Annotated in this window: 10 protein-coding genes and 1 tRNA gene; 6 read left to right on the top strand and 5 right to left on the bottom strand. The window is 70.2% G+C overall.

Annotated elements, in window-relative coordinates; all coding sequences use genetic code 11:
* The first annotated feature begins 270 nt into the window (after positions 1–270).
* The 4 genes from ACGFU6_RS33555 (at position 271) to ACGFU6_RS33540 (ending at position 5,155) form a co-directional block, all read left to right on the top strand.
* Positions 271–1,269, top strand: coding sequence for a carbohydrate ABC transporter permease (locus tag ACGFU6_RS33555; RefSeq protein ID WP_393616348.1), 999 nt, complete (start codon positions 271–273; stop codon positions 1,267–1,269).
* Positions 1,270–1,284: 15 nt separating this feature from the next.
* Entirely contained in the window at positions 1,285–2,205 is a 921-nt protein-coding gene (locus ACGFU6_RS33550; RefSeq protein ID WP_393616347.1) for a carbohydrate ABC transporter permease, read from the top strand.
* 163 nt (positions 2,206–2,368) lie between these two features.
* Positions 2,369–3,829, top strand: coding sequence for a GH1 family beta-glucosidase (locus ACGFU6_RS33545; RefSeq protein ID WP_393616346.1), 1,461 nt, complete (start codon positions 2,369–2,371; stop codon positions 3,827–3,829).
* Between the two features lie 294 nt (positions 3,830–4,123).
* Complete coding sequence (locus tag ACGFU6_RS33540) at positions 4,124–5,155, top strand: LacI family DNA-binding transcriptional regulator (protein WP_123525870.1); 1,032 nt, start codon at positions 4,124–4,126, stop codon at positions 5,153–5,155.
* 66 nt (positions 5,156–5,221) lie between these two features.
* On the opposite strand, the gene ACGFU6_RS33535 is transcribed toward ACGFU6_RS33540, so the two are convergent.
* From ACGFU6_RS33535 to ACGFU6_RS33525, 3 genes are all read right to left on the bottom strand, one after another.
* Positions 5,222–5,294 (bottom strand) — tRNA-His (locus ACGFU6_RS33535).
* 128 nt (positions 5,295–5,422) lie between these two features.
* Complete coding sequence (gene orn / locus ACGFU6_RS33530; RefSeq protein ID WP_123527812.1) at positions 5,423–6,025, bottom strand: oligoribonuclease; 603 nt, start codon at positions 6,023–6,025, stop codon at positions 5,423–5,425.
* Between the two features lie 10 nt (positions 6,026–6,035).
* Positions 6,036–7,271 (bottom strand): helix-turn-helix domain-containing protein, encoded by a 1,236-nt coding sequence (locus tag ACGFU6_RS33525; protein WP_393616345.1) that lies wholly within the window; start codon positions 7,269–7,271, stop codon positions 6,036–6,038.
* 984 nt (positions 7,272–8,255) lie between these two features.
* On the opposite strand from ACGFU6_RS33525, the gene ACGFU6_RS33520 reads away from it, so the two are divergent.
* Entirely contained in the window at positions 8,256–8,777 is a 522-nt protein-coding gene (locus ACGFU6_RS33520; protein WP_073738330.1) for a universal stress protein, read from the top strand.
* A gap of 353 nt (positions 8,778–9,130) precedes the next feature.
* Here ACGFU6_RS33520 and glmS read toward each other — a convergent pair whose 3' ends face one another.
* Positions 9,131–10,960, bottom strand: coding sequence for a glutamine--fructose-6-phosphate transaminase (isomerizing) (gene glmS / locus ACGFU6_RS33515; RefSeq protein WP_123525873.1), 1,830 nt, complete (start codon positions 10,958–10,960; stop codon positions 9,131–9,133).
* A gap of 90 nt (positions 10,961–11,050) precedes the next feature.
* Entirely contained in the window at positions 11,051–11,326 is a 276-nt protein-coding gene (locus ACGFU6_RS33510; protein WP_393616344.1) for a hypothetical protein, read from the bottom strand.
* Between the two features lie 327 nt (positions 11,327–11,653).
* Between ACGFU6_RS33510 and ACGFU6_RS33505 the strand changes: the two genes are divergently transcribed.
* Positions 11,654–13,318 (top strand): beta-N-acetylhexosaminidase, encoded by a 1,665-nt coding sequence (locus ACGFU6_RS33505; RefSeq protein WP_393616343.1) that lies wholly within the window; start codon positions 11,654–11,656, stop codon positions 13,316–13,318.
* The last annotated feature ends 67 nt before the right edge of the window (positions 13,319–13,385 follow it).

The following is a 13,385-nucleotide window of genomic DNA, read 5'->3' as shown; positions in this document are numbered from 1 at the left end:
AAACAACAGGCAGCAGCTTGCAACCCCCCCCCAAACGGCCTGGGACGCAGGGGTCCAAATTTTCGACATGGTGATCGGCTGAGGGTGGCGGCGGGGGGCGCCCCCCGGGCCCCCCGCGCCTGCGTGTCCCCATCCCGCGCCGGGGCGGCCGTCTCCCGGCGGGCTTCCGCGGGGCGGCCGGGTAGGCATCCGGCCGCCCCGCGGAAGCCCACCGCGGACGCCGCCGCCCGTACCCGGGTATCCAAGCAATCCAGGGAAGGAATCCCGCCCGTGGCCACCTCGACACCCACCCGGGACGCGTACACCCCGCCGCCCCGAGGCTCCCAGCGCAAACCGGTGAACGCCCGCCGGCAGACGTGGCGGAGCCGGCTCTGGCGGTTCGACGACAAGGCGTCGCCGTACGCCTACATAGCCCCGTTCTTCCTCGTCTTCGGCGCCTTCGGGCTCTATCCGCTGATCTACACCGGCTGGATCGCCCTGCACCGGGTGGAGATGACCGGCCTGGACCAGATGGAGTGGGTCGGCTGGGACAACTTCGACAAGATCCTGCACGACGCGGAGTTCTGGACAGCCGTCACCAACACGTTCGTGATCGGTGTCATATCGACGGTTCCGCAGCTGCTGGTCGCGCTCGGCCTGGCCCACCTGCTGAACTACAAGCTGCGCGCCAGCACCTTCTGGCGGACGGTCATCCTCACCCCGTACGCCACCTCGGTGGCTTCCGCCGCCCTGGTCTTCGCCCTGGTCTTCCGGGCCGACGGCGGGCTGCTGAACTGGGTGCTGCACTTCGTCGGTCTCGGTCACACGAACTGGGCCAACGGTGAGTGGACGTCGAAGATCGCCATCTCGGTCATCGTGATCTGGCGCTGGACCGGCTACAACACCCTGATCTACCTGGCGGCCATGCAGGCCGTGCCGTCCGATCTGTACGAGGCCGCCTCGCTCGACGGCGCCTCGCGCTGGCAGCAGTTCCGCAAGGTGACCATCCCCTCGCTGCGGCCCACGATCCTGTTCACGATCGTCATCTCGACCATCGGTGCCATGCAGCTGTTCGGTGAACCCCTGCTGCTGGAGGGCGGCGCCATCGGCGCGACCGGCGGAACCGAGAATCAGTACGAGACCCTCAGCGTCTACCTCTACAACTACGGCTGGCACCTCGGGCATCTCGGTCCGGCCGCCGCGGTGGCCTGGGCGATGCTCGCCCTCCTGCTGATCATCGCCGCGGTCAACTGGCTCATCGGCCGCTTCGTACGTAAATCCGCGGTCTGACCGGGAGCGATATCCATGACCATCACCAGCCCCACCCAAGCCCCGGGGTCCGTACTCCCGGCACCTGCCGTGCACCGCGCGCCGAAGCGCGCGAGCCGGTTCAAGCCCGGAGCGGGCAAGCAGCTGCAGGGCGGCCCGTTCGCGTACATCGCGCTGGCCGTCGTCGGCATCGGCTCGCTGCTGCCGCTCTACTGGACCCTGGTGGCCGCCTCCCACACCCAGGACGAAGTACTGGCCACCACCCCGCCGTTCCTGCCGGGCGGCCGGCTGATGCACAACCTCGACGCCGCCTGGAACCAGGCCCACCTGGGCAAGGCGATCGTCAACAGCTTCCTCGTCTCCTCCTGCATCACGGTGGCGACGCTCTTCTTCTGCACGCTGGCCGGCTACGCCTTCGCCAAGATGCGGTTCAAGGGCCGTGGCGGCCTGATGACCGGGGTCATCCTGACCCTGACGATCCCGCCGCAGCTCAGCGTCGTCCCGCTGTTCATGATGATGTCCGACCTCGGCTGGGGCGGGAAACTGGAGTCGGTGACCTTCCCGACCCTGGTCAGCGCGTTCGGCGTGTTCTTCATGCGGCAGTACCTGAGCGAGGCACTTCCGTACGAGCTCATCGAGGCCGCCAAGATCGACGGCGCGAACAACTTCCGCATCGTGCTGAGCATCGTGCTCCCGGTGGCGCGCCCCGCGATGATGGTGCTCGGCATGCTCACCTTCGTCCAGGCGTGGAACGACTTCTTCTGGCCCTACCTCGCGCTGAACCAGCAGAACCCCACGCTCCAGGTGGCCCTCGGCCAGCTGAGCGCCTCCTACACCCCCGACCAGAGCATCGTGATGGCGGGCGCGCTGATCAGCACGCTGCCGCTGCTCGTGGTGTTCGTGATCTTCGGGAAGCGGATCGTCGGCGGCATCATGTCCGGCGCCGTCAAGGGCTGACACGTCCCGACGACCACGTCCCGCAGAGCACTTCGCGCGATCACGTCCCGCCGATGACCGCCACCGGAAGATCCGTACGGCCCGTACCCGACCGAGGGCCGTACGGATTCCGGAGCCCCACCCCTTCCCGCCCCTGTCCGTCCTCTCCTGGGAGCGCTCCCGCATGACTGCTGTACGACCCGACATCGCCCCGAAGCAGGCGCCCGAGGCGACGAGTTTTCCGACAGGCTTCGTCTGGGGGGCGGCCACCGCCGCCTACCAGGTCGAGGGCGCCGCGGCCGAGGACGGCCGCACCCCCTCCATCTGGGACACCTTCAGCCGTACGCCGGGCAAGGTCCGCAACGGCGACACCGGAGACATCGCCGCCGACCACTACCACCTGTACCGCGACGACGTGGCACTGATGAAGCGGCTGGGGCTGAAGGCGTACCGCTTCTCCGTCTCCTGGTCCCGGGTGCAGCCCACCGGGCGCGGCCCCGCCGTCGAACGCGGCCTGGACTTCTACCGCAAGCTCGTCGACGAGCTGCTCGAGGCCGGCATCACCCCGGTCGCCACCCTCTACCACTGGGACCTGCCCCAGGAGCTGGAGGACGCCGGCGGCTGGCCGCAGCGGGTGACCGCCGACCGCTTCGCGGACTACACCGCGATCATGGCGGGCGCCCTCGGCGACCGCGTGGGGACGTGGACCACCTTCAACGAGCCCTGGTGCTCGGCCTTCCTCGGCTACGGCTCCGGAGTACACGCTCCCGGCCGCACCGAGCCCGCCTCCGCCCTGCGGGCGGCCCATCACCTCAACCTCGCCCATGGCCGGGCGATCGAGGTCCTGCGCGGCCAACTCCCCGCTGCCGTGCAGACCTCGGTCACCCTCAACCTCCACCAGGTCCGCCCGCTCACCGCGAGCGCGGCGGACGCCGACGCCGCCCGCCGGATCGACGCGGTGGGCAACCGGATCTTCACCGGTCCGATGCTGCGCGGCGAGTACCCCGAGGACCTGATCGCGGACACCAGGCACCTGGTCGACTGGTCGACGCTGGTCCAGGACGGCGACCTGGCGGCCATCTCCCGCCCGGTCGACGTGCTCGGCGTCAACTACTACACGCCGACGCTCGTCTCCACGCCCGCCGAGGGCGCCGGCGACACCCGCAACGACGGCCACGGCGCCAGCGACCACTCCCCGTGGCCCGGCTCCGAGCACGTCGCCTTCCACCTGGCCGAGGGGAAGGAGCGCACCGCGATGAACTGGTCGATCGACCCCAACGGGCTCTACAGCCTCCTCATGGACGTCACCCGGGACCACCCGGGGCTGCCCCTGATGGTCACCGAGAACGGCGCCGCCTTCGACGACTACGTCTCGCCCGAGGGCCGGGTGGAGGACCCCGAGCGGATCGCGTACCTGCACGGCCACCTCGACGCGGTCCAGCGGGCGGTGGCCGACGGGGCGGACGTCCGCGGCTACTTCCTCTGGTCACTGATGGACAACTTCGAATGGGCGTACGGCTATTCGAAGCGCTTCGGCGCCGTGTACGTCGACTACGCCTCCCAGCGCCGCATCCCCAAGTCCAGCGCCCACTGGTACGCCGACGTGATCCGCCGCCACGCCCTGCCGCCGACCGGCCCCTCCTGACGCCGAGCAGGTCAACCTCCGCTGAATGAGCCGGGGTTGACCTGCTCCTGTCCGATCAAGCGCCACCCCTGAGACCCGGCCCCGCGCCGGGTCTCTGCCGTGTCCGGGGGCGGGCCGCGCCCGTCCGCACCCCGGCCCATGCGAGCCGATTGACCACCCGCGTAGAGTGGGAGCGCTCCCATGAATGGGGGCGGGGGAGCGGCCAACCGGTCCCGTCGAGTGTCAAGAGAGCCAACACCAGGACTTGGTTTGGTTATCCGACTGTGAGAAATTGACCGCGAACGGGAGGCAGCCATGACGGCAGCGCGAGTACGTAGCGGGGGGCGGCCCACGCTGGAGGAAGTCGCGGCACGGGCGGGAGTGGGCCGGGGCACGGCCTCACGCGTCATCAACGGCTCACCGCGGGTCAGCGCGCACACCCGGGAGGCGGTGGAGGCGGCCGTCGCCGAGCTGGGCTACGTGCCCAACCGCGCCGCCCGCGCCCTGGCCGGCAACCGCACGGACGCCATCGCCCTCGTGGTGCCGGAGTCGGAGAGCCGCTTCTTCGCGGAGCCGTACTTCTCCGACATCGTCCGAGGGGTCGGAGCCGCCCTGGCCGACACCGAGATGCAGCTGCTGCTCACCCTCGTCGGCAGCGACCGCGAACGCCGCAGGCTGGCCCAGTACCTGACCGCGCACCGCGTGGACGGCGTGCTCCTGGTCTCCGTGCACGCCGACGACCCGCTGCCCGACCTGCTGGAGCAGCTGGGCATGCCGGCCGTGATGAACGGCCGCAGGTCGGCCGCCGAGCCGCTGCCCTCGGTGGACTCCGACAACTTCGAGGGCGCCCGGGGCGCCGTCGAGCACCTCGCCTCCCGGGGCCGCCGCGCCATCGCCACGATCACCGGACGCCTCGACGTGTACGCCTCCCAGAGGCGCCTGGACGGCTACCGCAAGGCCGTGGCCGACGCGGGCCTGGAACCCGACGAGCAGCTGATCGCCCCGGCCGACTTCTCCGAGGAGGGCGGCGTCCGGGCCATGCGCGAGCTGCTCGCCCGCCGCCCGGACGTGGACGCGGTCTTCGCCGCGTCCGACCTGATGGCCGCGGGCGCCCGCCAGGTGCTCCGTGAGGCCGGCCGGCGCATCCCGGACGACGTGGCCCTCATCGGCTTCGACGACTCGGCCGTGGCCCGCCACATGGACCCGGCCCTGACGAGCGTGCGCCAGCCGATCGAGGAGATGGGCCGCACGATGACCCGGGTGCTCCTCGACCTGATCGCGGGCGAGAGCGACGAGCGGCCGCAGATCGTGCTCCCGACGGAACTGGTGGTCCGGGACTCGTCGTGAGGCGAGGGGCGGGGGAGCAGGCGCAACGGAAAGGCCCCGGTCGATGACCGGGGCCTTTCCTGTGAGGGTGAGTAACGGGACTCGAACCCGCGACATCCTGGACCACAACCAGGTGCTCTACCGTCTGAGCTATACCCACCACGTCCGGTCGTCTTTCCGACCGGCCGAGAAAAAGTGTACAGGGTCTTGGAGGGTGCTCGCGCCCTCATTGTTCTGCCGTCGGTCACAGCCCTCGGAAGGGCCGTGACCAGCGGCTTTCCACTGAACCTAGACCGAGGGCGACGACACCCGCGCCGCGATCGACTTCGCGCGCTCCGAGTCCGGTCCCGGCTGCGGTACGAAGACCGCCTCGCGGTAGTAACGCAGCTCCGTGATGGAGTCGCGGATGTCCGCGAGCGCCCGGTGGTTGCCGTTCTTCTCGGGGCTGTTGAAATACGCCCTCGGGAACCAGCGGCGGGCCAGTTCCTTGACCGACGAGACATCGACGATGCGGTAGTGGAGGTAACCCTCCAGCGACGGCATGTCCCGCAGCAGGAAGCCCCGGTCGGTGCCGACCGTGTTTCCGCAGAGCGGGGCCTTGCCGGGCTCCTTCACGTGCTCGCGCACGTAGGACAGGACCCGCTCCTCGGCGTCGGCCAGGGTGGTACCCCCGGCCAGCTCGTCGAGCAGGCCCGAGGCGGTGTGCATCTGCCGCACCACCTCGGGCATGGTCTCCAGGGCCGCGTCCGGCGGGCGGATCACGATGTCCACCCCGTCGCCGAGCACGTTCAACTCCGAGTCGGTGACCAGTGCGGCCACCTCGATGAGTGCGTCTTCCGTCAACGAGAGCCCGGTCATCTCGCAGTCGATCCACACCATGCGGTCGTTCATGCGCCCCACCCTACGGGGCACTCCGCTGCCCCGGCAGGGCCGGGCGCCCTGCCGCGTACGCGTCGGAGCCCGGCCTCCCCTGTTCGGAGCGGCCCGGATCCAGCGCTGCCGGGCCGGCGGCCGACTGGCCCCCGGGAGCGGGAGCCGGCACGGCACGACGGCTGCCGGGACCGGCCTGCGCGGGCACCACCTGCTCGGTGACCTGGCCGACCGGCTCAGGACCCCCGCCCTGCGGACGGCGGGCCCGGTAGGCGGCCCGGTACGCGGCGGGCGAGGAGCCCAGCTGACGCCGGAAGTGTCCGCGCAGCGCGACCGGCGAGCGGAAGCCGCAGCGGCCCGCGACCTCGTCGACCGAGTAGTCGGACGTCTCCAGCAGCCGCTGCGCCTGAAGCACCCGCTGGGTGATCAGCCACTGGAGCGGTGCGCTGCCGGTGAGCGAGCGGAACCTCCGGTCGAAGGTCCGCCGGCTCATGTAGGCGCGCGCCGCGAGCGTCTCCACGTCGAACTGCTCGTGCAGATGCTCCAGTGCCCAGGCCACGACCTCGGCGAGCGGGTCGGAGCCGATCTCCTCCGGTAAAGACCTGTCCAGGTAGCGCTCCTGGCCGCCGCTGCGCCGCGGTGGCACGACGAGCCGGCGGGCGAGCGCCCCGGCGGCCTCCGTGCCGTGGTCCGAGCGCACTATGTGCAGACAGAGATCGATGCCTGCCGCTGTGCCCGCCGAGGTGAGCACGTCGCCGTCGTCGACGAACAGCTCACGCGGATCCACGTGGACCGACGGGTAGCGCTTGGCCAGCGTCGGTGCGTACATCCAGTGCGTGGTCGCCGGACGGCCGTCGAGCAGGCCGGCTGCGGCGAGGACGAAGGCCCCCGTGCACAGGCCGACGATTCTGGCCCCTTCCTCGTGGGCGCGGCGCAGCGCGTCCAGTGCCTCCACGGGTGGTGGCGAGGTGATCGAGCGCCAGGCGGGCACCACGACGGTGCCGGCCCTGCTGATCGCCTCCAGCCCGTAGGGCGCGGTGAGTTCGAGTCCCCCTGTAGTGCGCAGCGGTCCCTCTTCGCCGCTGCACACGAGAAGCCGGTAGCGCGGAACTCCCGCGTCCTGGCGGTCGATACCGAACACGGAGAGCGGGATGGAGCTCTCGAAGATGGGGCCGCCGCTGAACAGCAGTACGGCCACGACCTCCCGTCGCCGGCGCCCGCTCAGCTTCCGTACAGCCTCCGTTGCGGTGGCGGAGTCCTGGCTCATGACGCTAAGCCCCCCTCGGTGTTCGCGTCTTCCTGGTCCTTACGGGCCTGTCGCACCTGCACTTGTCCCCTCGGTCGTGCACGAGTCCCCAGCCTTCGACACCCAAGATCGAATCTACTGCGTCCCGTGGTGCCGTCGTGACAAGTTCACCAACCGGCTTTATGTCGACAAGGCAACCTGGCGGGAAGCATTCGATCACGAAGCGTTTCACTCGTGAGTCGTGCAGGGAAGTGCGCCTGGCGTTCATGGCCCGTCCCCATTGGGTGGAAGCGTACCGCGCGGTCTCCTTCTGCCTGCTGGCAAGGGGGTTGATCGGCCATTTCGGCAAGGGATTGGCTGGGGAGTGAAGTTGGCTGAAAACATACGGTCGCGTGTGCGGAAATCATCCGTTCAACCGGCGTACGCCCCGCAGGAGCGGCCGCCTCCATGCGCCCCCACGGCCGGTCCGGAGAGGGGCGGACGGTGCCGGCGGGGTGTCCGGATGCCGGCCGGGGGCCGTATCGGCGGCCGGCCGCGCGGCGCGTTCCGGACGGGTGGCGGCCCGCCGGTCCGGGTTCCGGATCGTCATCCCGATCCGGAAGGGGCGCGAAGGTCGGTACCGAGCGGTCGGACACCGCGGCGACGGACCGACGGGAACCCGACGACGACTCGACGACGCCCGGCGGCGGGCTCCCGTGCGCCCGACGACGACCGGGCGGTGGTCGCAGGTCGCGGCCGTCCGGCTCCCGCGACGTCGGTGTACGGGGCAACCGGCATTGCCATACGGGGCGGTCTCGGGCATGCTCCGTGAAACGTCGCGCACGCTTTGCGCGGGTCTGGGCCGTGGAGGAGTGGGGCCGTACCCTTGGGGGTAAGGGGTTGGGAAGATGATTCCCGGACACCGCCACACCGCCCACTGACGCAGCTCTGACGCAGCTCTTACACCGCTCTGACGCAGCTCCCCAAGTCGCTCTCCTCACGAGGACTCTCTTCGCCGAGACACCGATGGCCGGTCACGAAATCCCTGAACCCGCGGACCGCAAGCAGGTAGCCGACCCAGAGTCGGGCCCGCAGGCGGTCGAAGAAGCACGTCATTCCTGCGATCCCGCGTTCCGGCACGGCGTCGTCGTCGGCTTCGACGGCTCGACCTCCAGCGAACGAGCCCTCGCCTACGCCATCGGCATGGCCCGAAGATCGGGCTCCGGCCTGATCATCGTCCATGTCGCCAATCGGCTGCCGACCACGGTCTGGGCAGGCTGCGAGCCGCCCGTCTTCGTCGATGTGCCCGATCACCGGACCGAGGTCCTCGGCCTGGAGCTCGCCTGCGCGGACTACCTCACCGAGGTCCCGTGGGTGCTCGTCGAGCGCGGCGGGGACATCTGCCACGAGTTGGAGGAGGTCGGCCGGGAGTACTCGGCCGACGCGATCGTGGTCGGCTCCACCCAGGGCATCGTCGGCCGGATCTTCGGCTCGGTGGCGGGCCGGCTGGCCCGGCGCGCGCAGCGCCCGGTCGTGGTCATCCCGTAGCGGTTTCCCGCTCCTCCCCTCGGTTACTTCCCCCCGTTCGTTCCCCCCTCGCTCCTTCGAGGGCGCTCCGCGCGACCGTCGTCCCGGCTTCCGGGACGGGCGGTCTCGTTTCGGGCTCCGCCGCCGGGTCGTGGCGTCAACTCGACTACCAAAACAGCGGGGTGAAACAAACCGCAGAGCCGAAAAAGAGGATTGTGCAGTTGTGAGGGGCGGATAAGAGCCGTTGGGGAACGGTGCGATTGCATGTGAACCGGGACGGCGAGCAGCCCGCCGGGGCGGGGGAGCGGAGCGGCCCCGGACCCCCCGCGGTGCGGTGGGTCCGGGGCCGCTGCCGACCGGGGGTGGCGGGGTGGCTACTCGACGGTGACGGACTTCGCCAGGTTGCGCGGCTTGTCGATGTCCCGGCCCATGGCCAGCGCCGTGTGGTAGGCGAAGAGCTGGAGCGGGATACCCATCAGGATCGGGTCCAGCTCGTTCTCGTTCTTCGGCACGACGATGGTGTGGTCGGCCTTCTCCTGCACCTGGTGCGCGATGGCGAGGATGCGGCCGCTGCGGGCCTTGATCTCCTCCATCGCGGCGCGGTTCTTCTCCAGCAGGTCGTCGTCCGGCACGATCGCCACGGTCGGCATCGCGGGCTCGATCAGCGCGAGCGGTCCGTGCTTCAGCTCGGAGGCGGGGTAGGCCTCGGCGTGGATGTACGAGACCTCCTTGAGCTTCAGCGAGGCCTCCCGGGCCACGGGGTAGCCGCGCACCCGGCCGATGAACATCATCGACTTCGCGTCCGCGTACTCCGCGGCGAGCTTCTTGATCTCGTCCTCGGTCTCCAGGATCTCGCTGATCTGGCCGGGCAGCTTGCGCAGGCCCTCGATGATCCGCTTGCCGTCGGCGACCGACAGGTCCCGGATGCGGCCCAGGTGCAGGGCGAGCAGCGCGAACGCGACGACGGTGTTGGTGAAGCACTTCGTCGAGACGACACAGACCTCGGGCCCGGCGTGCACGTACGTACCGCCGTCGGCCTCCCGGGCGATCGCGGAACCGACCACATTGACCACGCCGAGCACCCGCGCGCCCTTGCGCTTGAGCTCCTGGACCGCGGCCAGCACGTCGTAGGTCTCGCCGGACTGGGAGACCGCGACGTAGAGCGTGTCCGGGTCCACCACCGGGTTGCGGTAGCGGAACTCGGAGGCCGGCTCGGCGTCCGCGGGGATGCGGGCCAGCTCCTCGATCAGCTGGGCACCGATCTGGCCCGCGTGGTACGAGGTGCCGCAGCCCAGGATCTTGATCCGGCGGACCCCGCGCGCCTCGCGGGCGTCCAGGTTGAGACCGCCCAGGTGGACGGTGGCGAAGCGGTCGTCGATCCGGCCGCGCAGCACCCGGTCGACGGCCTCGGCCTGCTCCGAGATCTCCTTGTGCATGTACGTGTCGTGGCCGCCCATGTCGTACGACTCGGCCTCCCACTCCACGGTGGTCGGCGTGGCCGTCGTGGTCGAGCCCTCCGTCGTGTACGTACGGAAGTCGTCGGCCTTGAGGGTGGCCATCTCGCCGTCCCCGAGGGTGACGACCTGACGGGTGTGGGTGACCAGGGCGGCGACGTCCGAGGCGACGAACATCTCCTTCTCGCCGATGCCGAGGACGACCGGGGAGCCGTTGCGGGCGACGACGATGCGGTCGTTGAAGTCGGCGTGCATGACGGCGATGCCGTACGTGCCCTCGACCGAGCGCAGGGCCTCGCGGACCTTCTCCTCCAGGGTGTCCGCCTCCGAGCGGGCGATCAGGTGGACCAGCACCTCAGTGTCGGTCTCGGAGAGGAAGACGACGCCCTCGGCCTCGAGGCGGGGACGCAGCTCGGAGGCGTTGTCGATGATCCCGTTGTGGACGACGGCGACCTTGCCGCCCGCGTCCAGGTGCGGGTGGGCGTTCTCGTCGCTCGGGGCGCCGTGGGTGGCCCAGCGGGTGTGGGCGATGCCGGTGGTGCCGGTGAACCGCTTGGGGACCCGGGCCTCCAGCTCGCGGACCCGGCCCTTGGCCTTGACCATCTTCAGCGCGGCGGGCTTGCCGGCCGCCGGCTTGCCGGTGATCACGATGCCCGCGGAGTCGTAACCGCGGTACTCCAGCCGCTGCAGCCCTTCCAGCAGCAGCGGAGCCACATCACGCTTTCCGATATAACCGACGATTCCGCACATGACGTCTCTGCCCCTCCGTCAATCCATCTACGTACACATAGCCGTACAAGTAGCCGCACAAGTGAGTGGGTGCCCGGTCCCGGGCCGGTCTCAGCCGTAGACGACGCGGCGCAGCTGCCGGAGCGAGAGCTCCGGCGGTGCGACCGCCCGGTGCGGCAGTTCGGCCGCGATCCGTTCGAAGATCTCCGCGTTGACCAGGCCACCGGACTGCAGTTCGCGGTGGCGGCGGCGGACGAAGTCCTCGGTCGTCTCGTCGAAGTACGCCAGCACGTCGAGGATCACCCGGGAGGCCTCGCCGCGCTGGAGCGCGGTGCTGCGCACCAGGTGGTCAATGAGGTCGTCGTACGACGAGCGGCGTTCGAGCACTCGTCGATACTGCGATGGACGGGGCTCCAGCGCAACAATTCTGCCCGATATCGGGCAGGAGTCGGGCGGAGTGGCTCCATTTCTGTGATCCGCGGCGGCTCGGGGCTCCTATGGCCGGTTCCTCGTGACACCCGGTGGTTCACGTGACGGACGGGGCCGCCGGGATGAATTCGGCCATAAGCCCCGGGTCGTCGGCCACGTTCCGGCGCGGGCAACGCGGGGAAGTGGTCTACACCTTGACCATCCATTGGGTACGCGGTACGCATGGCGACGGTTCGGTTGGTCAGGAGATCCGCAGATGTGAACCCGTAGAAAGGGACCCGGCTTGTGAGACTGCACACCGCGCGGCGCAGTGCTCTTCCCCGTGCTCTACCCCGTCTTCTCGGCTCGCTGCTACTCATCACCGCGGCCGGTGTCTCCACCGCGTGCGCGGCGCCCACGGCGTCCGCGGTGGCCGGCGGCGCACCGGCCGCCCCGGCACCGCGGCCGCTCGGCCAGGTCGTTCCGGCCCCCGCCTCGGTGAGACCGGGCGGCACCCCGTACTCCCTCGACGACGGCACCCGGATCCGGGTCGACGGCTCGTCCGGCGAGGCCCGCAAGATCGGCGAGTACCTGGCGGGCGTGCTGCGGCCGTCCACCGGTTTCGCCCTGCCGGTCACCACCAAGGACGGCTCCGACGGCATCCGGCTCCGGCTGGGCTCGCGCGACAGCAAGCTGGGCGCGGAGGGGTACGCCCTGACCTCCGGACGCGGCTCCGTCACCATCACCGCCCGGAAGCCGGCAGGCCTCTTCCACGGCGTCCAGACGCTGCGTCAGCTGCTCCCGGCCCGGATCGAGGCCGACAGCCGCCAGAAGGGGCCGTGGAGCGTCGCGGGCGGCAGCCTGACCGACTCGCCGCGCTACGGCTACCGGGGCGCGATGCTCGACGTCTCGCGGCACTTCTTCTCGGTCGCCGAGGTGAAGCGGTACATCGACCAGATGGCGCTGTACAAGATCAACACGTTCCATCTGCACCTCTCCGACGACCAGGGCTGGCGGATCGCCATCGACTCCTGGCCGAAGCTGGCCACGTACGGCGGCTCGACGGAGGTCGGCGGCGGGACCGGCGGCTACTACACCAAGAGCCAGTACAAGGAGATCGTGAACTACGCGGCCTCCCGCTACCTGGAGGTGGTGCCGGAGATCGACATGCCCAGCCACACCAACGCGGCTCTCGCCTCGTACGCGGAGCTGAACTGCGACGGTGTCGCGCCGCCGCTGTACACCGGCATCGAGGTCGGCTTCAGCTCGCTGTGCGCCGGCAAGGACGTCACGTACGACTTCATCGACGACGTCATCGGCGAGATGGCCGCGCTGACCCCCGGCAGGTACCTCCACATCGGCGGTGACGAGGCGCACTCCACCAGCCACGAGGACTACGCCAAGATCATGAACCACGCGCAGGCCACCGTCGGCAAGTACGGCAAGACCGTGATGGGCTGGCACCAGATCACCGGGGCCACGCCGGTCAAGGGCGCGGTCGCCCAGTACTGGGGCTACGACAAGACCTCCGCCGCGGACCGGCAGCAGGTGGTGGACGCCGCGAAGAAGGGCACCAGGCTGGTGCTGTCGCCGGCGGACCGGGTGTACCTGGACATGAAGTACAACGACCAGACCGTCCTGGGACTGAAGTGGGCCGGCCTCGTCGAGGTCCAGCGCTCCTACGACTGGGACCCGGCGACCTACCTCACCGGTGCCCCGAAGGACGCGGTGCTGGGTGTCGAGGCGCCGATCTGGGCGGAGACCCTGACGGACAGCGACGACATCGACGCGATGGCGTTCCCGAGGCTGCCCGGGGCGGCGGAGCTGGGATGGTCCCCGGCGGCGACGCACGACTGGGACACCTACAAGCTGCGGCTGGCGGCGCTCGGGCCGAGGTTCACGGCGATGGGGATCGACTACTACCGGTCGCCGCAGGTGCCGTGGCCGGCGGAGCCGGCTTCGGCGGGGTGACGTCCGGGTGAGCTGGGCCGAGCCGAGGTGACGGGTCGTCCGGCGGTCGGGGGCTTGTCCTCAATCG

The sequence above is a fragment of the Streptomyces sp. NPDC048462 genome, from assembly GCF_043200175.1.
Taxonomy (GTDB): domain Bacteria; phylum Actinomycetota; class Actinomycetes; order Streptomycetales; family Streptomycetaceae; genus Streptomyces.
Note: the sequence above shows the minus strand (reverse complement) of the source record. Positions and strands in the feature narration are given on the sequence as shown.

Bases quoted from the DNA above. Each gene is read 5' to 3' on its own strand.
- orn (WP_123527812.1), bottom strand. From the start codon at position 6,025: ATGAACGACCGCATGGTGTGGATCGACTGCGAGATGACCGGGCTCTCG.
- glmS (WP_123525873.1), bottom strand. From the start codon at position 10,960: ATGTGCGGAATCGTCGGTTATATCGGAAAGCGTGATGTGGCTCCGCTG.
- ACGFU6_RS33545 (WP_393616346.1), top strand. From the start codon at position 2,369: ATGACTGCTGTACGACCCGACATCGCCCCGAAGCAGGCGCCCGAGGCG.
- ACGFU6_RS33550 (WP_393616347.1), top strand. From the start codon at position 1,285: ATGACCATCACCAGCCCCACCCAAGCCCCGGGGTCCGTACTCCCGGCA.
- ACGFU6_RS33540 (WP_123525870.1), top strand. From the start codon at position 4,124: ATGACGGCAGCGCGAGTACGTAGCGGGGGGCGGCCCACGCTGGAGGAA.
- ACGFU6_RS33525 (WP_393616345.1), bottom strand. From the start codon at position 7,271: ATGAGCCAGGACTCCGCCACCGCAACGGAGGCTGTACGGAAGCTGAGC.
- ACGFU6_RS33520 (WP_073738330.1), top strand. From the start codon at position 8,256: ATGGCCGGTCACGAAATCCCTGAACCCGCGGACCGCAAGCAGGTAGCC.